Consider the following 24,904-nt stretch of genomic DNA (forward strand, 5'->3'; position numbering starts at 1 on the left):
TCCGCGGATATGGAACAAACATTGGATCGATCCGCCTTAAACATGGCCATGATCAAAATCCCTACGGCCACGCATGGAATTCCGAGGCTTGATCGTCGCGCTGTAGGACACCCCCGATATTCCGCTTTGTCCTCGTCGCAATAGTGCCTGCTTCGAACGCTGAGAGAAGGTGGATTACATCGAACTGCCCAGGTCAGTCAGGAGCGTTGCTCGCTGAAAACTCATTTGTAAGTGGCGAGCAAACAAGATCTCACGGACGAATTACGCGAGAGCAACCGGTATCGGCCACGCAGCTGATTTTATCCGAACGATCCATTGCTGGCCGACTGGCTGACGAGCCCTTGGAAATGCGCGATTGCATCCCCTCGCCCTCGAGTAACGGCCCCAGCGCCTCGTTCGAACGATGTTCGGGATCAACCGGCTGGGCGCAGAGCCCGCAACACACGCAGCCAAGAGCTTGATATGTGTTGAGTTAGGGACAAGCTCGGCGAAGAAGCTACCTTGGTCAACCATCAGTACTACTCGCGTCATGCGAGCCATCACCCTCGGAAATCGAGTCAGTTGGGCATGCAACCCAACGCTGCACCAAGAAGGAAACAAGCTTAAAGATGTGTCTCATCCGCAATCACGCGGCAGAGACTTCCATAGTGCTCCCGATACTTTGCATCGCAACCAAGGTCGCTAAGAGAACTCTTTCGAGTTCCTCCAAGCGAGCTTGTGGTGGTGTGTCCCCTAATGCCAGGGTCGTCTCGATTTCCTGGCAGATCGAGCCCGCCTTAGCTGCGCCAGCACTGGTGCAGTTGGACTTCAACACGTGGACCAAACGTTTGGCATCGTCTCCGTGACTTTGGATTTCCGCAATAGCCAGTCGGTATGCGTCTAAAGCTTCGGCGCTGAACATGGTGAAGACCTTACTGCGGATATCTGTCCCGGTGCTTGCATGGATGCTGTCGAACATAGTTAAGGTCTCGCTCGAGAGGAGTGGCTCGTCGTCCGCAGCCTCGTCCTCCGGCCCAAGGTCCACGTTATCGAGATCACGCAATATCGCCGTCAGCTGTCCAATGCTGAAAGGTTTCGAGAGAAAGCCATTCATTCCTGCATCTTTCCACTCGCCGCCATCTCGTCCCATGACGTGACCTGTCAACGCCACGACAACGGCGGGCCGACGACCTACATCCATCTCAAGATCACGAATTGCACGAGTGGCCTCAAACCCGTCCATGCCGGGCATCGAGCAATCCATGAAAATTACGTCATAAGTTTTGGAGCGGACCTGCGCGATCGCTTCGGAGCCGGTTTCGGCAAGATCGCATTGAATATTGAATGTTCTCAGGGCTTCGGCAAGAACCTCGCGATTGACTGCGACGTCATCGACCGCAAGCGCCTTTAGGTGCCGAAGATCAGGAACCGTGCTCAATGTGCTGCTGTGAGATGCAAGATTGAGGCTCGAAAGGTTGCGCTCCTCCATAGCGCGACATAGATGATCAATCAACATTCGGGAGACCGGAAGTGGAACCTCGGCGACTACCTTCAGGCCACTCGGCATTGGAACAGAGGTGGCTGCAAACGGGCGTAGTAGCACAACCGGCGCTGCTGAGGAGATATCGGACAGGTCACAGGAGCCGCCTGAGCGGATCAAGATCGCGTCGCAATCTTCGCTCGCCGTGTTGACCACGCGCACGCCCCGTGCTTCCAGCGCCTGCGTAACAGCTCTGCGCGATACTCCATCGTCATCATAAAGAGCAACGGATAAGGCTCGGTGTGACATGACTGGGCTTGCTTGTTCGATGGTTTCGACAGGAATTGTGACGATGAACTCTGAGCCTCTTCCGACTTGGCTCTCCACGTGAATCGCGCCACCCATCAGTTCGGTAAGTTGCTTGGATATCGACAGGCCTAAGCCCGTACCACCAAACTTGCGGGTGATGCTGGAATCCGCTTGAGAAAAGCGCGTGAAGATCCTGCCGACCTGGTCTGGATCTACGCCGATCCCTGTGTCCGCGACCGCTATAGTCAGGCGGTCGCTCTCTGTATCCATTTTCACCGAAATTGAGACACCCCCAGCTTCGGTAAACTTCAACCCATTATTCACGAGATTGCTGACGACCTGGGTCAGGCGAACAGGGTCACCAAGCACGGTGATCGGCACGTCAGGTGAGATGTATATGCCAAGTGATAAGTCTTTTTCGCGCGCCCGTTCCGCAAACAGGCTAGCAACATCCTCGATCACGGCGTCGAGAGAGAACGCAATCTCCTCGAGCTCGATCCTGCCGGATTCGATTTTCGAGAAATCCAGGATATCGTTGATGATATGCACAAGGTTCTTGCCGGACCGTGTGATGATCTCGGCATACCGCTGATGGCGTGGCGACAATGGCGCGGCCGACAACATCTCGGCCATCACCATCATACCGTTCATCGGAGTGCGGATCTCGTGGCTCATCGTTGCAAGGAAGGTCGACTTGGCCGCATTTGCCGCGTCCGCCTCATCTTTGGCGACGCGGAGCTCAACAGTTCGTGCCTCGACCGTTTCTTCTAGGGTTTCCCGGTGACGTTGCAATTGACGATCGCGCTCATCAATGTGGCCAAACATCTTGTTAAACGCGTCGACCAGCACACCGACCTCGTCATTGCGCTCCTTCTTCAATCGACGTCTGAGATCGGAGCGCTTACCGATGTCGATAAATTGCTCGGACAATTCCTGCAGCGGCCGAACAACTTTCCCAACTTGTCTTCTCGCAATGATCGCCGTTGTCCCGACGAGGACGACACCCAGCAAGGCGGCATAGAATGCGGCGCTTAAGTAGCGGTCCACCACTCCGTGAGCGTCCGCACGCATGACGACTGAACCCACCCGCGCGCCTGACTTCTGTACGTCGGCCAAGACCTCGATCGTTGTCGGCACTGTCCACCAGAAGTCGGATTGCTTCACTAACCGAGCGCCTGCACCTATTTCTGCAATGACGCGATCCTCTTGATCCGATGCCGCGATATAGGTCACCTCTGGCAGATTGCGGACGCCCCGGATGACCTCAAGCACTTTACGGACATCACGCTCAGCCACGCCATCGCTCGATGCGGCGGCAAATGCGAACGCCGCGCTTTGATATCGAGATGCTTCCGCCCTCATCGCCTGCCGAAAATCTGATACCAGAAACACGCCGACGCTCACGCTGATGCCGGTAGCCACAGCGGAAAGAACAATACGGGTGATGCGCGCAGCGATTGGACGTTCAAGCTTCATGGTATCCTCTTTTTAGGAATATCGCATCCATTCCTTGACTAAGGTCAACATGAGCAACCACTTACGGGTGATTAGTGCGGGTTCGTAGGGGCCAATGTAACGACTCCTTATCGTTTCTCCTGTCTGTTCGGGCACAGGAGGCTTATCATGCCACACGAGATAAATTGCCTGATTGTTGACGACGATCCAATGTACGCTGTCGTGGCGACCAGCATCCTGTCGACCTTGACATCGGGAACGGTGCGGACAGCGTCGTCTGGCAGTGTAGGGCTTGAAGCTCTCGCGAGCGACGCACGCGACACGCAACTCGTTTTTCTGGATCTGAACATGCCTGATGTCGACGGGCTTGCTTTTATGCGCGGCGCACATGAAACCGGGTTTGCCGGCAACATCGTCATATCCAGCGGCGAGAGCCCGTCAGTTCTTCGGTCTGCAGAAGCGATGGGAAAGATGCTGGGCATCTCTATTCTAGGAGCTTTGCGGAAGCCTCTAACACTAGACGGTGTTTCCCAGATGTTGATGAAGGCGAAATCGGCAGCTACAAAACCCGTCGCGTCGCGACTGGGAACTCTGGTTGACGCTGACTTCGAGTTGACACCGTATTTTCAGCCTCAATATGACTTGACGACAGAATCGGTTGGCAGGGTTTGAATCGCTCATTCGTCTCACCGCGCGCGACGGTCGCGTCCACGGCCCGGCGCAACTATTCACTTCCATCAAAAGCCTAGAGGATCTGACGGCAGTGTCCCTGGAGATATCGGGGAAGGTGATGAGGAATTTTCAAAATTGGCCCACAAGCCAGCTCAGCCCGGACGTCTCTATCAACTTCGATGCGTCGGTGGTCGAACAGCCGCAAGTCGTCGCGCAGCTTCAGGAAGCAGTTGTCGACCTCGGGCTCGATCCGCGTAACCTCTGCTTTGAGGTGACCGAGAAGTCGCTCCCTAAAGATCCCTCACGCCTAGTCGAAGCTCTCACCCGATTGAGAATGGCCGGCTTCAAGCTGTCGCTTGATGATTACGGTATGGGCGCATCAAGCTTCGAACTCCTGCGGCTCTGTCCGTTTTCCGAAATCAAGGTGGACCGCTCGATCATTGAAGCCGCTCCACGTGATCAGGTGACCCGCAAGTTCTTGCACGCCGTGGCAGGGCTCGCACGTGACCTAGAACTGATCTCTGTCGCTGAAGGCGTCGAAACCCTTGAGGAACTCAGCGAGGTTCGTCGCGCCGGCATCGACCGGGTGCAGGGATTCCTGTTCTCTCGCCCAGTACCGGCGGACGCGGTTGCAGCCCTTCTTGCCCACCCCGAGGCGCAGGTCGCATGATGCTTGTCCCGGTTCGGCTCCGCTTAGGCTGCTTTCTGCAGTGCACACGTGGTCATATGGCGATGATGACCGGGATCCTCGCTCCCATGCTGATCGGCATTGCTGGCGGAGCGATCGATGTGAGCGCGTTCATGGGGCATAAGACCGATCTTCAAGCCATCGCCGACTCGGCAGCGCTTGGAGCAGCCAAGGAAGCAGCATTGAATGGCTGGTCGATTGCAGCTGCAGTTTCTATCGTGAATGGGTACGTTGAGGCACACAAACGATCCGGAGCGGAAGGCACCGTCAAAGCGAACGTCGAGGTAAATTCGACAAACAAGCAGGTTACGGTGACGCTCGAGCAGGACCACCATCCCTATTTCGTGGTTGGATATTTCGCCGGCAGCCCGCAGATCCGAGTATCTTCGGCAGCACGAACCAACAACGCCACGAACATCTGCGTCATCGGGCTCCACAGAGCCGACAACGCTACCGTTTCGTTAGAGACAAATGCTGTGGTCTCTGCTCCGAAATGTTCGGTCTATTCCAATTCTGTTAGCGCTAGTGGTCTTACCTCGACCGGAAACGCCAGCCTTATTGCACAACTGTCATGCTCAGCAGGCGGCTTTGCGGGGATGTCCAGAAACTACAACTATCAAAAACCGTTGACAGACTGTCCTGAAGTCGCCGATCCGTTGGCGGCGCGCTCGGCGCCTTCTATCGGACCTTGCCGTGAAACCGACGCGGCATACCAGCACTACATCGGCACCCTTCAACCCGGCACTTATTGCGGAGGCCTTAGCATAACAGCCGCTTCGCAGGTTTCCTTGAAGCCCGGGGTCTATATTATCAAAGATGGTCCGTTGGTGATCGAGTCAAGCTCAATCGTCGAAGGCAAGGGCGTCGGGTTTTATTTCACGGGCAAAAACGCCGGAATGATTTTCGGCAGCAGTTCTCAGGTTGATATCGAAGCTCCTGTGACTGGTCCTCTTGCAGGGCTCGTTACCTTTCAAGATAGATCATCTGCGGAAACCGACTTCGTCATCACTAGCAACAAGGCCCGAAAGCTCCTCGGAACAATCTATCTTGCCAACGGGAACCTCATTGTAGACGCCAATAATAAGGTCGCAGATGCATCCGCCTATACCGCAATAGTCGTAAGGCGCTTGCGTCTGTCCAAAGGGCCGAATTTGGTCCTCAACACCGATTACAACAAAACGCTTGTCCCAGTTCCAGAGGGCGTGGGGCCGCAAGCAACGAGCGTTCAGCTGGTTTTTTGATCGCATCAAGGGGTGGAACTCGGCTGAATCGAAACGCTGCTGCCGCTTTCCCTGAAGGGCTGGGCGGAAATGGCTCAACGACTGCGTAAAACGATCAACGATCGACTTTCGACCGGTCCGCAACGGCGGACCTTCTGGGAACGGTTTGTTGACCGCGCCTTCCAGTCGCCGGCGGATGCGAAAAGCGAGGCCGTCACCTTGAAGAAGCCGCGCACCTTGCGACATCCGCGCAGGACCGCTGCCCTAGGTGACGCCGCACTGCTGACGCTGAAGGCCGTCCGCGTCTTTCAGGCTGCCGATGTCATTCTGTTCGACGACCTTGTTTCAGACGAGATCCTGGAACTTGCGCGCCGCGAGGCCAAGCGCGAAATGACGAAAGGCGATGGGCCGGCAGCTTGAGCAAGCTGGGCGAAGCAAGTATAATATCGGATTTGATCGGCCCGTTCTTGTCGGGGTCGGCGCCGTATTCACCAGTAAGACGAGAGCTGCTGATTTGCAGGCGGCCATGTCGTACGCCTTGAACGGATACGAACCGACGACCCTGCTATGAAGAAAAACTAACGCTTTGAAATTCTTCGAGCAACGTCAACGCTGCCCGTTCATTCTTCCCTTGGTCCTAGCTTTGCCCGTAGAGGGCGGGAAGCTGACGGCCCACTGCGCGAGATCGCCGATGCGAAGTTCTTTGTTCCGAGGCGAGGAATCGTGCTTGCAGAAGGATGACAGCGACGATCGAGTGCAGTAACGCCCCGTAAGTCCACCTTAAAAAACCAAAAAGGGTTCTGGTATCCGCAACTTGCACTAGAGCCCGTCGCGAATTTGTGTAAGCTTTCCGTCGGGTGGGAACAATCGCAGATCAACGCAACGTGCGCAGCGTTCTCAAGATGAGGTGAGCGCATACGAATGATCAGCACACTTGGCTTGAACTTGATTGCAGAACTTATGCAGTGGGACAATGATGAAGCAACAGCAGAGTATGGCTGGCTGCAATTGATGTCCTCGATCAAATATGACGGCTATGCGGACTTTAGAGCAGGCGCCAGGTTCTTCGAAAGCCTTGCAACATGGCTTCGACAGTTCGACCAGAATGACCGCAGAACAGCCTACGAATTCGTCCGCCACCGGCTCGTCTACATTTCGGCAGCCGAAATGCAGCGGGTCATCGAAATTTTTGTTCCGGAAACTGTCACGCCATTCCTGCGCAAGGCCGCGGCAAACGAGGCAGGCATAAAACCGTACGAGGTATGGGGGCGCAAGGAGGGCGTCGAAGCATTCAACCGCGTGCTCCGGCGCTCCCTATTCATCGGTCTCAGCGACGGTAGCCGTATTGATGTGCTTCGGCGCGCCAATGCTGGCCGCCTTTCCCAAGAACAAATCGTTCCCATGATGAATATCGGCCGTGAGAAGTGGGAAGAACTTGGCAAGGAGTTGCGCAAAGAGCAGGGGAGGACGCCCGCTTCGACAATGTTTACCTCATTGACGACTTTACGGCATCGGGTACGACATTCATCCGCCAGATTGATGGTGTATGGAAAGGGAAGCTTACGAAGTTCAACGACATGATTTGCAAAGCGCGAGAAGAAAAAGGCTTTCCGATCGCTGACGATTACAAGCTTCATATTCATCACTACATCTCGACGGACCAAGCGCGTCTGGCATTGAGGGAACGGGTCGCCGATGCCAGCATAAACTGGGGCGCGAAGTCATTTGCCGAGGTCGATATTACCGAAGGATGCCTTCTGCCAAATCGCCTGAAACTCACCCAGCCCGACGACGCATCAATGCTCTCCCTTTGTGAAGATTATTATGACGACCAGCTCTACCAGCGCCTCAAGAAACATTGTGACGAGGCTGGGCAGAGCCACATGAAGTTCGGTTATGCCGATTGCGCCATTCCGCTCGTTCTTGAGCACAACACGCCAAACAACAGCCTTTCCATTCTGTGGGCTGAGACAAGCGGCAAGCTTGGCCGCCCGATGGAGCCCCTGTTTCGTCGCAGGGACCGTCACGGATAACACATGGCTAATCCATTCCTTCGCCGAGCTACGGAATATGTACGCGACGACGCCTCGTTCCTGGCGATCGTCAGTCCCGCTCCGCTGACAACATTTCTCGCAAAGAGCGAACATAAGGAGGCGATGTTCGAGCTTCCGGTCCGGATCATTGGCGAGCCTGGAAGCGGCAAGACGATGCTGGCAACGCTCGCGGAATTCAAAATGGTGGAGGCGATCATGCGCGATCTGTCCACCGAAAATCACCGGGGCCTCGCCAGAGCGCTCGCGGACGCGGGCTTCCTCGAGGATGGCAAGCCACGCGTAGCGGCCGTGCGCGTTCCTATGGAGTCCGACTACCGCGACTTTTGGGAACTACCGTATGAACCCGCCGTCAAAACAAAGCTTGCGCTATGGCTTGTCCAGGCGCGCGCCATGCTTGGCCTTCTCCGCAATCTTACGGCCAACCGGCGCCGTGGCCTCGACGACATCCGCTTCATTGCCCGTGAAGCGTCAGAGGCTCAGATAGACCAGATTGGCGGTCTGACGGCGCAAGGTATCCGCGATCGGGCGCTCGAGGTTCAGAAGGCGATCTATTCGGTTGCCGCAGGCTTGCGGCCGCCGACCCTCGAGAATCTGCCGCTCGCAGCGACTTCGCCCTATCAGCCATTCGAGGCAATCAAGGCCATCGAGATCGAATGGCAGGGCGAGACTTTGTCGCTCAGCCCCCTCGTGATGCTGGACGACGTCCACGCGCTGCACCCCGACCAGAGGGACGACATATTCGCGGCGTTGTCACGCCGTGAGATCCGCTTTGGCCGCTGGCTGATGATGCGGCTTGATGCTTTAAGCCCCGGAGCAGTGCTTGGTGCACCAGGAAGCCAGGAGACGCACAATCTGGCGACGGGGAGAGACTTCGTCGATATTCGCATGCAAGGTCATTCGGAACGTGGCGCGGAACGTCGGCAGTTTCGAACCATGGCTCTTGACATGGCCAATCGCTACCTGCCGTTGGTGCAGTCTCTCAAAAACCGAAACGCCGATTTTGCCGCACTGCTCCCGAGCGAGCCCCCGTCGCTCCCCTCCGGTCGCTTGAAGGAACTGGCTTCCGTCATTGAGAAGGAACAGATCAAGCTTGGCATCACACCAACCAGACGGCAGGAGATAGACGCGCTTGTTTCCGAACATCTTGCTGGCTCGCAATCCTATGACAAGGGTGAGGAAGTCCATCTGTCCATGGCGCGCATCCTCATGCACCGTTATGCAAATCGTGTGCAGCATATGACGCCATCGCTTTTCGAAGACTTCGATCCGGATCCGAAATCGCCTTTGAAGGCAGATGCCGGCGTTGCCGAGGCTGCTCGATTTCAGCTCAGCGACAGCCTGAAGCGACCCTATCACTACGGAATTTCTGATCTTTGCGACGCGAGCAACGAGAATGCGGAGCTATTTCTCCAGTTTGCCGGAGCCCTAGTCGCACGGATGGAGACGCGGGTAATCCGTGGCAAAAACCCGGGGCTCAACGCTGCAGCGCAGGAGAGCGCCCTGGTAGAAAAAGCGAAGTCAATTATGGACGGATGGTCCTTCGCCTTCGCAAGACGCGTGCGGCTTCTAGTCGACGCTATCGCCAACGAGTGCCTCGAGGTTTCGCGGGCACCCAACGCCCGGCTTGGCGCGGGTGCTAACGCGATCGGCATACCGGAAGAAGAAATCCAGGAACTTTTACGAAACGAAAGCGACCTCGCTATTGTCTTGAAGCATGCCCTCGCCAACGGAGCAATCATCGTCCGGCGTGGCTATGGCCAGGGTGGCAGATCCTGGTGCCTCATCGAGCTTTCCGGCACGGTCTGCCTTGCTCATGGGCTGACCTTCAAACGCGGTGGCTTCCTTGAGAAGCGGATCGGCTACCTTTACGAAGCGAGTAACTGAATGAGAAGCCATTGGAGCAATTGCATCACGCATTTCGACGGCGAGGTCGAAGGCTTCATAAAATCCTATTTTGGCGAGGAGGAACGCCGTTGCCTGTTGGTCGGCGCGGCTGGTTTCGATCCCCGATCGCGACGCATCGCGACCATGCTTTCTGAGGTGCTTGGACCGAGGTTGAGCGGTATCTTCGTTCGCGAGGAGCGCGGCCAACCTGACGCAGCCCTGGTCGCGCGCGCGGACGAAAATGCCGAGGCGCTAAAAGCTCTGGTCCCGAATTGCGAGTTCCTCCGCATCGACGTCTTTGGCGACGACGGAGCAGCCGTTGGAGGACCGCGCATCGCCAAAGAGCTTCGCGACTATGTCATTGACCCCGAGGTAACCGATATAGTCTTGGACATGAGCGCGCTTTCAATCGGTATCGGTTTTCCGGCCGCCAAGATGTTGCTCTCGGAATGCGAAGATGCTGGCCGTGCGTTTCATTTACTGATCGTGTCGAACCCAGAGCTTGATGACAATATCGTCGCCGAGCCGGCCGAACGGCCAATGCCCGTCAAGGGGTTTTCCGGCTCGGAGAGGCTGGAGGGCGTTCTGGAACCGGCGCAGATTTGGATCCTCAACTTGCCAAAGGCCGCAAGGCGGCTTTGACGAAAATCGGCCTGTCTGTCGGTGAATGCTACAAAATCTGCCCCGTTGTGCCTTTCCCGGCTCGCGATCCGCGGCGAGCCGACGGCCTCATCGGCGAGTACGAGAACGAGCTCGTCAATGAATGGCAGGTTGATCCGCGCGATCTTGTCTATGTCTCAGAACGCAATCCGCTTGATTGCTACAGAACCCTCTCCACCCTTAAGGAGCGCTATGACAAGACGGTCAAGGGTACTTTCGAACCACGGGTCATCCTGTCACCGATAGGGAGTAAGGTAATGGCCGCGGGTGCATTGATGGCGGCCATCGAACACGAGCTTACAGTCCAGTACCTTGAGACGGTCCGCTATGAATTCAACACGCCTGAGAGCTCCGGCGATGAGAGTGAGGACATGATGGTTCATGTTCTTCTTTCGGGACCGGCCTACGGCGATTATGGCGATCTTGTTCGAACGGAAGAGATATGAGCGGCCGCTTCAGCGAGAAATTGGACGGCGTCATCGGAACGGTGGCGCTTGGCCTCGCCTCTGACGCGATGGCGCTGGCCAGAGGGCTCGAGGACGGTCGCGACCGTCCGACGATCGCCGTTGGATCGGGTGGCTCGGCGATCGCCGCCGACTATTTCGCGCGTTGCCGCGAAACGTTGTTTAGCGCCCGAACCTCAGTCGAGACACCTATGCAATTCGTGCTGGGAGCGGCGAACATAGCCGACTTTGACATCTGGCTTTTCTCCGCAAGCAGCGATAATGCCGACGTACTGGCAGCCGTCGAAACCGCCATCAAGCGGCGTGCACGCTCCATCCAGCTGGTCACACGAAACCCGGAAGGCTTGGCTGTCACGAAATCGCGCGCCGCGGGCGGCCAGATCCACGTTGTGCCCGTTGCGGACGCAAAGGATGGTTACCTGGCAACCCACTCCCTTGTCGCCACGACAACGGCGCTCCTATTGGCAAGCGACCTTGCAAGCGGTGAGCCGGTTGGCCAAGCTCTTAGGGAAAGCTACCGCGCCGGCGTGGAGGAAAGGCTCTCTGACGATAGTCGCACCTTACTACGCAATCGTTTCGGGTCGCTTTCCGGCTCAGATACGGTGCTGGTTTTTGCCGACCCGCAGGTCAAAACAGTCGCAACGCTGATCGACACCTCGTTGTGGGAATCCGGAATTTGCCCAGTCCAAACGACCGATTTTCGAAATTTCGCGCATGGTCGGCATGCCTGGATCCATCAGCGCAGCGCCTCGTCGATCGCGCTTGCCCTGACAGGGCAGGACAGTCGGGCGGTCTGGGGGCACTCAAATGCCTGCTACCCGATGACCTCAGGATCGTTGAGGTCGACTTTGGCCGGTCGGGCCGGCTTGCCAATGCGCTTGGCATTATCGACGCTCTCGTCATCATCGAGGCTATGGGGCAGGCCGTCGGTATTGATCCTGGCCGACCACCGATAGGATCCTATGCGAAGGAGATTTATGACGACCCGGCGCTTCTTTCGCTATCGGCCGATCTTCAGCCGCCGATCGACCACAAGAGGGCAGCGGTGTTTAGGCATGACGACCCCACGTCACAGCATCTTTTGCTCGACGAGGCTCGGCGGGCCTGGCTCAACGGTCTCTCGGAGGCCACCTTCGGTGGGGTTGTCCTCGACTATGATGGTACGATCGTGCGCACCGCGGATCGTTACTCTCTTCCGGCAGATGATCTCATCCGTGAGCTTGAGAGATTGTTGTCCGGGGTATGAAAGTCGCGATTGCGACAGGTCGAGGCAGCTCCGCTGGTAAGGATTTGAGACAAGTCTTGCGGCCAGAGTTCCATTCGGCCGTTACCGTCGCCTACTATAACGGCGGATATACCCGCCCGCTTGATATCGACATAAGAGCGGAGCGCCCACCGGCTGACCCCGCGATCGACGAGGCCATTGCTTGGCTGAAAGCCAATGAAGGTCTTTTCATCACCCCCGTCACTGGATGCCGGCGTTCAAATAACTGTTCAGAAGGACACTTTGGAGGATGCACAGACCTTCGCGGTTGAGGTGCAGGCCTGCCCGCCTATTGCCGACGGACGGCTGCGCCTGACAAGTTCGGCGCATAGTTTCGATGTTATACCTTCATCCACGACCAAACTGACGGCCATACATGCGATCGCCGCAGAGATCGACGACGGGTTTGCCGTTCTTTGTGTCGGGGATAGCGGGTCGCGAAGCGGAAATGACTATGCGATTTTGGCAACGCCCCATGGTATAAGTGTGGGAGACGTCTGCGGCCTGGCCAATGGATGCTGGTCTTTTTTCGGAGATCATCTATTAGGCCCGGACGCACTTCTGGAACTGTTGCGTGCCTTGAAGCCTTACGGATCCAAAGGGATGAAAATCGATGTCGCATCGCTCATATTGGACAGAAACTGGAGCTAGACCCACATCGCACTCGGGCGCAAGCCACGAGCGTCGAGCGCAGGTTGTCGGCACAGGGTTCACCGTCCTCGACAGATTGTACCAGGATGGTCATTTTGCCGAGGAGAGCCTTGGCGGCTCATGTGGGAATGTTCTCGTATCGCTTGCCATGCTACAGAGGGATGTCGCGCCAGTTTTGCGCCTTGGGCTCGACCTTGCCGGTGAGAGGCTGATGACGGAGTTCTGCGAGGCGGGTGCGATCGTGGAGCACATCCATCGCCGTCCCGAGCTAAGGTCTCCAATTCTCGCGGAAAAACTAGACACCGTTTCTGGTGTCCATGGGTTTTCGTTCATATGCCCCGAAACGGATACCGATCTTCCCCGCTATGAACCGATCGGTGAACCCGAACTCGCCGAAGCATTGCCTCTTCTACATGACTGTACGGTATTTTATGCCGACCGCCTTTCCGACAGCATTTTCAAGGCCATGCAGGCCGCTCGATCAGGTGGCGCGGTCGTATTCTTCGAGCCGTCGGAAATCGGCGACGGCTATCTGTTCGAACAGGCATTGGCACTCGTAACCATCCTAAAATACTCCAGCGATCGTCTGGACGACGAGCTCGACGGGATGGCAGTGGATTGTATCGAGATCGTTACGCATGGTGCATCGGGTTTGGAGGTCCGTGACGGGTCATCGCGGATCTGGTGTGGCGCAGTAGACGCGAGCGAGGTGCGCGACACCTGCGGGTCCGGCGACATGGTCAGCGTCGGAATCATCGACTGGCTTCTTCATGAGGACGTTTGTTTTGACGAGTTGAATGGCAGCCAGATCGTTGCAGGTGTTGTTGCGGGCCAGCGTCTTGCGGCCGCAAATTGCGCTTATGCAGGTGCGCGCGGCCTGTTCAAGCAGCGCGGCGCGTCCTACGTCCGCTCGCTTCTTCACACGAAGTAATTCCCGGACTACTCAGCGGCGACCAAGCACACCTCTCCTTTTCGTCGCGAAGCTTTTCTCGAAGCTCCATGAGCAGGACGCCAAGCATGTTCTTGCCCACACCGTTCACTTCGCCCCAAAGCCGGTTGACCTCATTGTCGACGGTCGCAGTCTCCACCAGCCGAGCATCCCCGGTGGACAACAACAGCGCCTTCAGATCTGGATGCTGGGTGAACTTGGCATAGAGAACGCCACGCATCCTGTCGAACTTGGTCTTCGACCATCCCGGACTGACGTCCCAGTAGTAAAGACCGTGAGCTGCCATGGCGAGAAGTGCCGGGCTCGGTGCCTCCATGAGCCATTTGCGTACAGCGGGCTTACGGGCCTTGCCGGCCTGATAGGCATGTTCTGAGGTTACGAAAACCTCTCCCTCGAAAGAAATGCTGCGGCGATAAAGATTGCTCAGCGGCCCAAAGGGCTTTTCGTTGGCTCGATAGAAGCAGATTTCCGTTTGATCAACCATGTACCCAGCTTCCTTGAAAAACCCTACGATTAAGTATATGTGATTTTACATGAAACTCAATCCCGTAGCGCAGAAGAGGCTCACTGGCGCGATCAAATCGCGACGGATTGAAATGGGCCTTTCTATCGCTGCATTAGCTGAAATGGCGTGCGTCGAGCAGAGCCAAACAAGCCGGATTTGCATGGGGCAATTCTCATCCATCAACTCAAATGTCATGCAAATTTGCATCACTTTGGGACTTCAGCCACATCCGGGCGGCTTGTTGCTTAGCGATGCGCTTGCGAAAAGTCTCGCTACACTTTGGGATGGAAGCAAAGAAGACGAGCGAAGGCTCCTAGAGCTTTTGGGTGCCATCGCGACGATAAAGAGTTCAGGCTAAAGACTTTTCAAATGTGCGTTCGATTCCGTTGTCAACTGACCCCGTCGGAAGTGCAAGTCATTGAGGAGGCTCTGCACGCTAAACGCTTGCGTACGCCCGATCGGTAGCGGGTTGTGGTATTGGCATCCAGCACCTGCCCCTGTGGCAGTGCAAACTAGCTTACCTATAATGCGGCGCCTTGATGAGCTCGTTGAGGAGGCGTTCAACGTAGAGCTCAGTAGTGGCTTCAACCTGTTCTGGACGCAATCGCATGCGCAGAGCCTCAAGCAATGTCAGTCGTTCGGACGCCGGCCTCAGTAAGGAGGTCGTAGAGCGGTGCGATCAGATCTTTGGGGCCCCGTTCAGCGCAATAAGTGAAAACGACGCGCTGCTTGGCGCGCGTGAACGCAACGAAGAAGCCAGCTGTCGCCTCCTTTGCATCCTTATCGAAGCTCCACCAGGCGCTATCATCGAGACCGACGAAAATGACTGTATGATACTCGAGACCCTTGCTCTTGTGGATCGTCAGGAGCGGGACCGCATCAGTACCTTCGAAGACGTCGAGCGCGGCTCGCCAATCGTCTGCATCCCCAGACGACCGCGAGAGGTGAAAGGCAAAGGCATCAAGGATCTTGTCCAGCCATCCGCCCTGACCATAAGCCGGATAGCGCGCAACGAGGCGGTCCCTGCCCGCGAAATCAACCACCCGGTCGATAAGACCGCGTGCTTTCGACCGGATGCGGAGCGGCTCGGGGTTGTCGATTCCAAGCTTGACAACAAACCTGTCGAGTTCGCTTGCCAGCTGCGCCTGGCGACGGTCGTCGTCGAAAGGGATGCCGCGGAGCGCAGCCAGCGCCTTGAGGCAGCAGGTCCAATGACGCCCGGCCCGGCCAGTCGCGGCAAGCCGAAGCAGCGAGATGACGATCCCCGTCACTTCTTCCGCAAGTAGTTCCTGAAGGGCGACGGGGCCTTTATCAAGATATTCTGCCTCGTTCCGGAGTGGTATACCGGTACCAAAAGCCCGTGCCATGCTTGCAGCATAGTTTTCCGGCTTCTGGCGCACGATCACCGCGATATCGCGCGGTTTCAATCTGTGTGTTGTCATTTCACCAGCGACAAAACGTGCCAGATGATGCGCCTCGCGCTCTGGCGAGCGAAAATTCCAGATCACACAGCTATCCGCGCTGACGGTGCCTTTCGCCTTGGAGACTGGAGGGGCGCGTCCGCATCAATTGCTTTGGCAAGCCTTGTCTGGATACGAACGAGCTCTGGCGAAGAGCGGTAGTTGTTGAAAAGGGGCACACGCAGAGCTGCGAACCTTTTTTCAAATGTTTTGAATGGATCCTCCATGGCCATCGCCCAACGCATGATCTGCTGCTTGTTGTCGCCAACGGCCGTGAGGACCGTCGTTGATCCCCAAAATATAGTCTCGAGCAGATCATACTGTACCTGGGTCGTATCTTGGAACTCGTCGAGGAAGACATGCGAATAGGTAAGTTGTAGCGCGTTGCGTGCTACGGGCGTGCTTCTCAGCAGCAGCTCGACCAGGCGTCCTATCATCGGAAAGGAAAGAGCGGTCTTCTTTCCGCTATACTGTTTTGCCCAGTATTCGCTCACAAGCCATTCTATAATGTTGGCCGGCTGGGCGGGCGTCTCTTCAAGCCGGTTTGCGAACAAGCGATGGCGGACAAAGGCGTCGGCCGAGAGGGCTTGGATGTCCCGGTAGCGACCAATACTGTCGGGCGGCGCGCCAACGTCGCGCTGCAGAAATTCCCTGTAATCTCCCGATAGCGGAAATATCAGTTTGTAGTCCGGATCTGGCCGCCAGCTTGCTGGAAGGACCTGGCCGAAGCGATCGATTAGCCCCTTGGAAAAGGCATCGAATGTAAGGGAATCGAAGCGGGCGGCATGTTCGGGTAGGCAGCGTTGCCGAACGCGCGCGGCCAGGTTGGTTGCAGCATCTTTTTTGAAAGAGATGGCGAGGATGCGGCGGGGGATTGCGATGCGCCGGTCTGCAGGAGGAACGCGGCGCGTTGGGCAAGAAGCTCCGTCTTGCCGGCACCTGGCCCCGCGATGACAGACCGGTTTTCGGTCGATCGAACGACCTTCAGGGCATTGGCCTCCAGAGACTCCAACCCTGCGGGGATCCAATCCTTTGCCGAAATACGTCTTGGCGACATCGTCTCAGTCCCGACGCAGGTTATTGGATACGTGTTTCAGAAGATCACGCAACACGGGCGGCATGTTCTTGCTCAAGTCCCTGTCGTTCATTCTGCTCAGCGCATCGAGATGAGTTGCCGGTTTGCTCTTGGTCAGAAAGTGGTAGCGGTAGTCGGCAAACAGTGCCGGGTAATCCTTATAGCCCTGAACGTAGGCGGCACTGCCCTCCCCAGCTGTCCCAAGGACAGTAGCAGATGCAGGATGTTTCGGCGTTTCCTTCGGACCGCCGCCTGCGGGAATTATTGCCTCGTAGGCGGCAGGAAAAGCCTGAAGCATTGAAAGGTCGAGGTCGAGTGGGGCGGAGAAAAAGACATTATGTACGGCAAGGGAATTAACCCAGGCGATGAGATTTTCATGCTCGGTTTCTGCAACCCATGTATGCATCCGCGCGAAACTTGGATCCGACAGCACGGAACCATCACGGAGCTTCAAAAGCTTTGCTTTCGGGACGCCGACACCAATCAAATTTTCTATCGCTGTCTTTACACGCCCAAACCCGCCACCACCGCGTCCGACGTCTAGGTCAAGAAGCGTCGCATAGGGAATCTTGAGGTCGCCGAGTAGCTTCCAGAAATGCTGAACGTGACGACCACCGAGCGGTATGATCGCCACGAATGAGGGGTCGATAAGGAGATCAAGCGCTTCCGCCAGCCTTGGAAGAACAATACGCTCGGAGTCCCCCTCCACGAGGATGACGAAACGGGCGAAATACACTTCCGGGTACGCAAGCACCGCTTCCCGCACGTATTTGCCTGCGTCAGTGCTCGGACGCGGAAGTTTCAATCGCTTGACGCCGGTCGTACCTGTCGATGGGGTTCGGCGGAAATAGCGAACTTCCTCGGGTTCGACTCGACTCAAAACCGCCGGGGAGTGACTGGACAGAATCGCCTGTGCATTGCCGCTGGCGATCAGGGAGCGTAACTGCCTCACGATCCTTGCGAGATAAAACGGTGAAAGGTGGTTTTCGGGCTCTTCCACTGCAAAGATCGTCAAGGCCGGAATGACAACATCCTCTGTCAAGAACCCCTCGACATCCTCTGCGACGACTTCGCGTTCAAGATCAAAGACCGCTGCGGCGAGAGCGAAGTAAAAGAGGGATTGCTGGCCATCGCTCAGCGCTTCGAGACCCCGCTCGCGACCGGCTGGCCCACTTTCGAAGATAACGGCAACCTTGCTAACGATTTGCTCGAACCTGCGGCTGATCAGGCTGATGCGCGGCTTGATATCGGTCTTTTCGTCGTGAAGATCGGACCAGCGGTTCGTTAGGGCTTTTGCTATGGCCTTGATGGCATCTTCAGCGTCGAAAGCGCTTGAGAGTTTCGCAGTCGCGTCGTTGATTTCCTTTCTGGCGTTCTCGGACCAGTCGATGGCGCGCAGCAGCCGCGCCGCCAATGCCCCGGTCGTTGCACGGATCTGGCTAGCCGCGTCGCGGGTCGCGGGCGTGTAATAGAGCTGAATAAGCCCGCGGTCGGAGGATGACACCGGATGCTTCATCTCATCAGTGAAGTCATCGTCGAGCGTGTCGATCCAGAAAAGACTTTGAGAGATATCGCCGTCGGCCGAACCATCCCGTTCCCATCCCGCCTCCAGCCGTATCCTGCAGGCGGGATGCTCGTCATCTCGTGAAATCAGCATATGCCTGAAGCACGGCGCTATCGTTTCCGGCGTCGCATCACCGTTAGTCAGTTCGGGAAACTCGATGACGACATCGATCGACAAGGCCCGGCTCTTCTTGTCGTCGACATCCTCGTCAGGCGCAATATGAAAATCGGACGGTTCGATGGTCCGCTGGGCCCGAGTGACACCGAATATCTTGGACAGCGCCTGAAGAAAGGCGGTCTTGCCCGCTGCGTTTGGCCCGACGAGAGCAGTGAGATCGCAATAGATTGGTACGAAGCTTGCTTTTTGTCCAAAACTTCGAAAGCCGGCGATCTCCACATAATCTATCCTCATCGGCATCCCTCCACAAAGGCCCCTATAGCGAGTTCCAGCGGAATCGCCTCGCTAGATAACTCTGTGTTGTTCCACCGTTATCCCGCAACAATTTAAATCTGAAACTCATGGGAAATTCCCCGTCCATACGTCACCTCAAACGACAAGTTCATCTATTCAGATGGCCTATGGTGAAGCAGGGAGACGCCGGACAACGTCTATAGAATAGAGGGCGACCGGGAGAAGCCCGCATAGGTTGACCCTGCGGACCCACGGCAGCTTTCGCATTTGGCGCCGCGGATAGAACAGCAACCTGAACAGAACACGCAAATCAGATCATTCCCCACGCCCGAAACCTCCCCTCCCCGTCATCTCCCTGAGGCCGAGTTCCGCCACGATCCGCCGCGCCGCCTGCGGCGTCACCTCGAGCGTCTTCGCCACCATCCCGGCCGACACAAGCGGACGTGCCATCACAAGCTCGACCAGTTTTGGCAGTTTTGACGACGTCCGCCGCCCCTCCAGTTTTCGGTCCATCATCGTCTTCGCGAGCGCCAGCCGGTCATGCTCTTTCATGCCGACCTCGGCGGCCGCCAAAAACCCGTGGGCGATGGCGAGCAGCCGGCTTTCCCGGTCGCGGTGGCGGCGCCGATCGACCGGGATTGTTTTGAGGCCGAGATTGATAGCGGCGAGATGGGCGCCGGTGGTGATGCCGGCTTCCCGCAGGATCGAGGCGCAAAACAGCCGGCCGAGCCAGGGCGCGTGCTGAAGCACGGAAATCTCGTTCCAGGCGTCGAGGGCGACAATCGCCCGAAACACCGCCGGCAGGCTTTCGGCCTGGCGCAACACACGGCGCCATTCGTCGAGCCGGGCATCTTCGTCCCAGTCGAGATCATAGATCATCGGGTCTTTTTCCGGACGGCTGGCCGTTGTGCGGCCTCTGGCCCCGCCAGGCCGGGTTGCGTCGTCGATTGCGGCCGACGATCGGGCCAGCGTTGCATCAATGGCGGCATAGTCGATGCCCGGCAGATCTTTTTCGCCATCATCATCATCCCCTCCCCTTCCGGTTCAATCGGGGCTGCGCGCCGAATGACACCGGCCGTCTCCGCCTCACCCGCGCCGGCCGACGTGATCTCTGATGTCTGTCGCAAAACCCGAATACCGTCTGCGGAAAGAGCCCAGTCGGGTGACTGCCCAGAGATCCGCCGGCGGGTGCGAAGAACGTCGTGGGCGATGGTGAGTTCGTGGGTGGGGGTGCGCGTATCGCGAAGTGCGTCGTGGAGGACGAGGTCTTCGAGATGGACGAGTTCGCCGTCGATCCAGAGGGAAGCACAGGCGTCGGCGAAATTTTGCCGCTCGAGAAAACCGGCGCCGACCGGCGAGCGGGCAATGCGCTCATCGAGACGGGTCAACGCGACCGCCGCGTCAAAAGCGGGCCGAACCAAGTTTGAAATGTGCAATTTCGCGAGATCGTAAGCCATTGATACTATGGTAAATGATTTCCTAAACGAACGCCATTCAATAGTTACTGTTCGTCACATCCTATAAAGCTGCCCGCGGAGGCTCACCGCCGATAAGTATCGCTTATCGGCTTTAATCTAATCTCGTGCCTCAACGGATGCTGAAAGGAAAATACTTCGCATTGATGCGATCGTATGTCCCGTCAGCCTGGATTTTCTTCAAAGCCTCGTTCAATTGCGCGAGAAGCTTGGCGTCGTCAGGCCGCACCGCGACGCCTGCGCCTTCCCCAAAATATTTCGGGTCTTTTACATCATCGCCGCGGAACTCGCAGCAACTACCTGCCTTGGTATTGGTTAGCCAGTCGTAGATTGCTAGCTTGTCCTCGAGAATGACATCGACCTCACCGGCCGCCAACGCTTTATAGAGGTCGGGCGACGACGGATAAACGACACGTTCGACTTGACCGTAGTGATCCTCGGCGAAGCTCGCCTGCGCTGTCGAGGATGTCACGCCAAGCTTCATGCCAGATAGGTCGCTGGGCTGCATATGCCTGAGCGGCGACGCCTTTTGGACGATGAAAACGGAGGGGCTGTCATAGTAGCGGTCGGTGAACTTGACCTTTTCCTTGCGCTCCGCGCTCATCGACATTGACGAGATTATAGTATCGTATTTTTCTGCCAAGAGATTAGGGATCATACCATCCCAATCTTGAACGACAAACTCACAATTCAGTTGTGCCGCATTGCAGAGTGCATCGGCGATCTCGATGTCGAAGCCCTGCAGATCTTTGTTAGAATCAAGATAGTTGAATGGAGGAAAAATGCCCTCGACCGCGACCTTGGTCGGCGCCACCGCTTGGGACGCTGCCGGATGCGAAATCCCAGAGAGGCACATTACGATTGTCACACCTGAGACCAGTTGCTTCCAGCTGCTATAGACTAACATGATCACCCCCGTCTTCCCCATTGTGGCTTAGCTATCCAGCCACAGAGACGTTAATATACGTTACTCAGCGCCTGCTTAATTTCGTTTGTGTTTATAAGTGTTTCGCAATCTTTTTGCTGAATTCTACCCCAAAAAGGTGGGGGCGGAATTGCTTGCATATTTATCCGGCGTACTGTCAGAAAGCTTAATCCGCGGCAAGAACTCCCGGCTGGTCTTCGTTCCTATCGCAGTCATTGGCCTTGCTGCGATTTCGCTTGCTGTGCTGGCCACTATCTGGGCGGGTGAGGAAAGCGATCTCGCGGCCCTTGAGCGCCAGAAGGATTTGGTGACGACGAAGCTTGCGGGCCAGGTCAACCAGATTGCTGCCGATGTGGCCATAGTAGCCAGCGGTTACGTATCCCTTCTGCTTGGCAAAGGAGACATTGGTGCCGACGGTCCCGAAATAAGAAGATTTGGTGAAACTATTGCCGCAGTATTCGGCTTTGAGCAAATGTTGCTGGTCAATGGTCAAGGCGACCTTTTGTATGAAGGCAAAGCCGCGATAGCACAACGCTACGAGTGGATAAGACCTCTTCTCGCCGACCTGTTCGCCAAGGTCCGGCACACCCATTCTCAAACTGGAACAGGTGGAGACGACGCTGGATCGTCCATCTCAGCACGCGCGGAAATTCAGCGTCTTGAAGGTCGCGCAGCTATTGTCGGCATATCGCCGGTTCTACTCCCGGACGGGCGGTACACGGCTGGTGTCGCGATAGCTCCACAAACACGCTATTACCTCATCGCATTCCGGTTCGTGGACGGCACCATTCTCGATGAGCTCAGCCGTGAGATGGGATTGAAGGGTGCACGATATGCCCGGACCGTAGACGCGGAGGCCGGAGAGGTTGCTTTCCAGGTAGAAGCGAGCGCGACCAGGGATCCTATTGGTGTGATCATCTGGACGCCGGACCTTCCCGGTTCCAGAGTGATCGAAAGACTGGCGCCTTATCTCGCAGCTGCAATCGTCGTGATTGGCAGTCTTTTCTCACTGCTGGTGCTACGGCTTAATCGAAGCTGGAAGGAGTTGCGGCGCAACGAGCAGCATGCGCGGGAAGTCGCTCTGCAGGACGTGCTGACGCGTCTTCCCAACCGAGGATTTTTTGCGAGGCGTCTCGATGAATATTTCGCATCCGCCTCCTTGAATACCAGCATCACCGTTGGTCTCATCGATCTCGACCGCTTCAAGGCAGTTAACGACTCCTTCGGTCATGCAGTCGGTGACGAGTTGATCATCGAGGCGGCTCACCGTATGGGCGAGGTGCTGGCGGGTCGCGGCACCCTCGCTCGTCTTGGCGGTGACGAATTCGCCCTAATTCTTTTGTCAGGTCAAGACGAGCATGCTGATATCGGAATTTTTGATCAATTCATCTCAGCTCTCCATCAACCTTTCGCCTTGAACCAGGGGAGTTGACAGCGCATATCGGCTGCTCGATCGGGATCGCTTCGAGTGCCGAAGAATTTTGCCCGCCCAAGGAGCTACTTCGTCGTGCAGATGTCGCGCTCTATCAGGCAAAAGCCGCAGGGCGTGGTTGCCACGTGACCTACGACTCCGAGTTTGAGGCCAGCCAACGGGAGCGCCAAAGACTGGCAGATGAGTTGCGCGAGGAGCTCGCGAAGATAGAGGCCGCGTACCGGTCCGACACTGTACCCACGGCGTCATACCTCCCTGCCCTCGAAGTTCATTTTCAGACCATCCACCGGGCGGGAGACCAAAGCACTGTCTCGGGTGCCGAAGCGCTTGTTCGCTGGCGTCACCCTCGGCTTGGCCTACTTTCGCCAGACAAGTTCATTCCGCTTGCGGAGAGTACAGGGTTGATTGACGAGCTAGGCGGTTTCATCCTGGAGCAGGCGTGCCGTGTGGGGCAATCGAGGCTGCCTAACAAGATCATGTCCGTAAACGTCTCGCCGATACAGCTGAAGGATAAAGGATTTGCCGAAAAGGTGATTACAGTCCTGGACCGAACAGGGTTTTCCCCATCGTGTCTCGAATTGGAGCTGACGGAAACCGCGCTCGTGGACAACCCAGAGCAAGCGAAGGAGAGTCTCGCAGCCTTGAGATGTCATGGGATAAGGATCGCGCTTGATGATTTCGGCACGGGATACTCCTCTTTGAGTCATCTGATCGATTTTGGCATTGATCGCATCAAGATCGACCGGTCATTCGTGCGGCTTTTGGGCACGCAGAGCAACGGAGCCGCAATCGTCGCGGGTGTGACGAGCCTGGCAAGAAACCTGGGAATTGAGACCACCGCAGAGGGCGTGGAAACGAGTGGTCAGAGAGATTTCCTTGTCGCGATCGGATGCACCGACCTCCAAGGCTACCTATTTTCGAGGCCCGTCATCGGTCAGAATCTCCAATCAAACCTTTACGCGTCAAGAGCTATGAGAGCCAGTGAGCAGGCTGACTAACGCGTCCACCTTGCCTGCGAGATCGTATCCCCTTATGCATCGAGCGGCGCTCATGGGCCTCACCGTTGCCGACGCCACCGTGTTCGACCACGGGCTCCGGATACGGCTCATACATGGCCCTTATCAGGCTACATGAAGATATATCATCACTGTCCTTGCTCACGCGCCTCTAGCAGCGCATAGGCTCAACAGGGAACGTGTTCCGCTTCCCGCACTGCTACAAGGCGGACGTGAGGCGCCGACTTCAGCGCATACGAGCCGATGCACCGGACTATGCCTTTAACAATGCGCCGTTTTGCCCATTGAAAGCGATGTGCTCGATATCATCCCGTTGCTGGAGATCTGCCGGAAGCGCAACGGCTCTTGCAACCCGCTCGACTTCACCAATTCGCTTTCACGGATCTAGGCCGAAATTTACAGGTTAAGCGTCCTACAACATCACATCGGAAATAAATCCCGCAAGTTGCAAGCGCCGCACCGGAGCTACCTTTCCTTGATAGACCGCTCTTTTAGAAAAGCCTATTGAAGGCAATCGTTAGTAAGCAGCCCGTAGGCGCTAACGGCTGAGAGCCCTGCGCTCTCGCCTACAGTGTGCGGCGAGGTTATAACGATGCTTCCTGTTGTTGAACGCGAGTTCCATTTCGACTTCAAAACGGCAGCAGTGTTCCTTAGTGCCTTCGCCAACCCCTCAAGATTGGCCGTCATGCGGCGGCTGCTTGTCAGGGAATGGGATGTTGGCAGCCTGGCCATTGAGGTCAACCTTAGCCAGTCCGCGCTTTCACAGCACTTGAAGAAGCTCCGCGACGCGCGGGTGGTGACCACCCGCCGTGAGGCGCAAACCGTTTACTACTCGGCGGTCGGGCAGGCTGCGATCCTAATCGCCAGCCTTGATTCCTCCCAGCTTGAGGAAGACCGCAGTTACGTTTGTTCTTTGTATATCAGTGAAGCCGTATTGAGACTGCCGCGTAGTACGGACAAATGAAAGCGCCGACGCCATTGAGTGCGGCTCTTGTGCCAGCTTGCATAAGGTCATTTTCTTCATTCGTCGCAAGCTTCATCGTCTCACCCCCGTCCTAAGTCATTCCGTCAAATGACGACCTTAAACCACGTGGCAACTATCTCCATACTCCTTCGTCCACCCCAACCGTCCGTTACCGTACAGATAGTCGTACATTGTTGCCAACCGACAGCTAGCGATGGATCATGATTTAGTCGCAGCTGTTTTCCTAGTCAGGCTCTCAGAATGATGGCGCGACTTGGCGAACGGTGAAGATTGGGAGGTCTCTTACCGTTCGCCTTGCTTCTTAACTACCCAGCCGCATACAGGATG

General features: G+C 56.6%; 21 protein-coding genes and 2 pseudogenes. 16 read left to right on the plus strand and 7 right to left on the minus strand.

The window, feature by feature from the left end; translation table 11 throughout:
- Nucleotides 1-625: 625 nt before the first annotated feature.
- The gene (locus tag N7E02_RS06795) at nucleotides 626-3,244 is read right to left on the minus strand and encodes an ATP-binding protein (protein ID WP_286578574.1); all 2,619 of its coding nucleotides are present in this window, start codon (nucleotides 3,242-3,244) and stop codon (nucleotides 626-628) included.
- A gap of 147 nt (nucleotides 3,245-3,391) precedes the next feature.
- On the opposite strand from N7E02_RS06795, the gene N7E02_RS06800 reads away from it, so the two are divergent.
- The 12 genes and pseudogenes from N7E02_RS06800 (at nucleotide 3,392) to N7E02_RS06855 (ending at nucleotide 13,711) form a co-directional block, all read left to right on the plus strand.
- Complete coding sequence (locus tag N7E02_RS06800) at nucleotides 3,392-3,895, plus strand: response regulator (protein WP_286578575.1); 504 nt, start codon at nucleotides 3,392-3,394, stop codon at nucleotides 3,893-3,895.
- Nucleotides 3,882-4,565, plus strand: coding sequence for an EAL domain-containing protein (locus tag N7E02_RS06805; protein ID WP_286578576.1), 684 nt, complete (start codon nucleotides 3,882-3,884; stop codon nucleotides 4,563-4,565). Before N7E02_RS06800 ends, N7E02_RS06805 begins: the two co-directional genes overlap by 14 nt.
- Before the next feature lie 56 nt (nucleotides 4,566-4,621).
- Nucleotides 4,622-5,824, plus strand: a complete 1,203-nt coding sequence (locus N7E02_RS06810; protein WP_286578577.1) for a pilus assembly protein TadG-related protein — start codon at nucleotides 4,622-4,624, stop codon at nucleotides 5,822-5,824.
- A gap of 27 nt (nucleotides 5,825-5,851) precedes the next feature.
- Nucleotides 5,852-6,190, plus strand: a pseudogene (locus N7E02_RS06815) (siroheme synthase CysG); the annotation flags it as partial.
- Between the two features lie 534 nt (nucleotides 6,191-6,724).
- Nucleotides 6,725-7,384 carry a hypothetical protein gene (locus N7E02_RS06820; RefSeq protein WP_286578578.1) on the plus strand — a complete coding sequence of 220 codons (660 nt, stop codon included), beginning with the start codon at nucleotides 6,725-6,727 and terminating at the stop codon, nucleotides 7,382-7,384.
- The gene (locus tag N7E02_RS06825; protein WP_445344459.1) at nucleotides 7,330-7,836 is read left to right on the plus strand and encodes a phosphoribosyltransferase-like protein; all 507 of its coding nucleotides are present in this window, start codon (nucleotides 7,330-7,332) and stop codon (nucleotides 7,834-7,836) included. Before N7E02_RS06820 ends, N7E02_RS06825 begins: the two co-directional genes overlap by 55 nt.
- 3 nt (nucleotides 7,837-7,839) lie before the next feature.
- Nucleotides 7,840-9,741, plus strand: coding sequence for a hypothetical protein (locus N7E02_RS06830; protein WP_286578580.1), 1,902 nt, complete (start codon nucleotides 7,840-7,842; stop codon nucleotides 9,739-9,741).
- Between the two features lie 171 nt (nucleotides 9,742-9,912).
- Nucleotides 9,913-10,383, plus strand: coding sequence for a hypothetical protein (locus N7E02_RS06835; RefSeq protein WP_286578581.1), 471 nt, complete (start codon nucleotides 9,913-9,915; stop codon nucleotides 10,381-10,383).
- Complete coding sequence (locus N7E02_RS06840; protein ID WP_286578582.1) at nucleotides 10,344-10,847, plus strand: hypothetical protein; 504 nt, start codon at nucleotides 10,344-10,346, stop codon at nucleotides 10,845-10,847. Before N7E02_RS06835 ends, N7E02_RS06840 begins: the two co-directional genes overlap by 40 nt.
- A complete protein-coding gene (locus N7E02_RS06845; protein WP_286578583.1) occupies nucleotides 10,844-11,821 on the plus strand; it encodes a hypothetical protein in 978 nt (325 codons plus the stop codon). The genes N7E02_RS06840 and N7E02_RS06845 overlap by 4 nt, the downstream gene beginning before the upstream one ends.
- A 485-nt stretch (nucleotides 11,822-12,306) precedes the next feature.
- Nucleotides 12,307-12,780: a hypothetical protein gene (locus tag N7E02_RS06850; RefSeq protein WP_286578584.1), complete on the plus strand. Its 474-nt coding sequence runs from the start codon at nucleotides 12,307-12,309 to the stop codon at nucleotides 12,778-12,780.
- A gap of 148 nt (nucleotides 12,781-12,928) precedes the next feature.
- Nucleotides 12,929-13,711, plus strand: coding sequence for a PfkB family carbohydrate kinase (locus tag N7E02_RS06855; RefSeq protein WP_286578585.1), 783 nt, complete (start codon nucleotides 12,929-12,931; stop codon nucleotides 13,709-13,711).
- Here the strand turns inward: N7E02_RS06855 and ybiA are convergent.
- Entirely contained in the window at nucleotides 13,662-14,213 is a 552-nt protein-coding gene (ybiA, locus tag N7E02_RS06860; protein WP_286578586.1) for a riboflavin biosynthesis intermediates N-glycosidase, read from the minus strand. The genes N7E02_RS06855 and ybiA overlap by 50 nt on opposite strands.
- A 49-nt stretch (nucleotides 14,214-14,262) precedes the next feature.
- On the opposite strand from ybiA, the gene N7E02_RS06865 reads away from it, so the two are divergent.
- Nucleotides 14,263-14,592, plus strand: coding sequence for a hypothetical protein (locus tag N7E02_RS06865; protein ID WP_286578587.1), 330 nt, complete (start codon nucleotides 14,263-14,265; stop codon nucleotides 14,590-14,592).
- A 262-nt stretch (nucleotides 14,593-14,854) separates the two neighbouring features.
- Here the strand turns inward: N7E02_RS06865 and N7E02_RS06870 are convergent, their stop codons facing one another.
- The 5 genes and pseudogenes from N7E02_RS06870 to N7E02_RS06890 form a co-directional block, all read right to left on the minus strand.
- Nucleotides 14,855-15,742, minus strand: a complete 888-nt coding sequence (locus tag N7E02_RS06870; protein ID WP_286578588.1) for a 3'-5' exonuclease — start codon at nucleotides 15,740-15,742, stop codon at nucleotides 14,855-14,857.
- Complete coding sequence (locus tag N7E02_RS06875) at nucleotides 15,739-16,722, minus strand: UvrD-helicase domain-containing protein (protein WP_286578589.1); 984 nt, start codon at nucleotides 16,720-16,722, stop codon at nucleotides 15,739-15,741. The genes N7E02_RS06870 and N7E02_RS06875 overlap by 4 nt, the downstream gene beginning before the upstream one ends.
- A gap of 33 nt (nucleotides 16,723-16,755) precedes the next feature.
- Nucleotides 16,756-18,729: an ATP-dependent nuclease gene (locus tag N7E02_RS06880; protein WP_353622798.1), complete on the minus strand. Its 1,974-nt coding sequence runs from the start codon at nucleotides 18,727-18,729 to the stop codon at nucleotides 16,756-16,758.
- Between the two features lie 325 nt (nucleotides 18,730-19,054).
- Nucleotides 19,055-20,201, minus strand: a pseudogene (locus tag N7E02_RS06885) (RHE_PE00001 family protein).
- Nucleotides 20,202-20,331: 130 nt separating this feature from the next.
- A complete protein-coding gene (locus tag N7E02_RS06890) occupies nucleotides 20,332-21,075 on the minus strand; it encodes an ABC transporter substrate-binding protein (RefSeq protein ID WP_374730634.1) in 744 nt (247 codons plus the stop codon).
- Nucleotides 21,076-21,223: 148 nt separating this feature from the next.
- Here N7E02_RS06890 and N7E02_RS06895 point away from each other — a divergent pair, with 148 nt between their 5' ends.
- The 3 genes from N7E02_RS06895 (at nucleotide 21,224) to N7E02_RS06905 (ending at nucleotide 24,556) form a co-directional block, all read left to right on the plus strand.
- Nucleotides 21,224-22,576, plus strand: a complete 1,353-nt coding sequence (locus N7E02_RS06895) for a diguanylate cyclase domain-containing protein (protein WP_286578592.1) — start codon at nucleotides 21,224-21,226, stop codon at nucleotides 22,574-22,576.
- Complete coding sequence (locus N7E02_RS06900; RefSeq protein ID WP_286578593.1) at nucleotides 22,573-23,574, plus strand: putative bifunctional diguanylate cyclase/phosphodiesterase; 1,002 nt, start codon at nucleotides 22,573-22,575, stop codon at nucleotides 23,572-23,574. The genes N7E02_RS06895 and N7E02_RS06900 overlap by 4 nt, the downstream gene beginning before the upstream one ends.
- A gap of 610 nt (nucleotides 23,575-24,184) precedes the next feature.
- Nucleotides 24,185-24,556, plus strand: a complete 372-nt coding sequence (locus N7E02_RS06905) for an ArsR/SmtB family transcription factor (RefSeq protein ID WP_286578594.1) — start codon at nucleotides 24,185-24,187, stop codon at nucleotides 24,554-24,556.
- Nucleotides 24,557-24,904 lie beyond the last annotated feature (348 nt).

Source organism: Terrirhizobium terrae (assembly GCF_030323265.1).
GTDB lineage: Bacteria > Pseudomonadota > Alphaproteobacteria > Rhizobiales > Rhizobiaceae > Neorhizobium.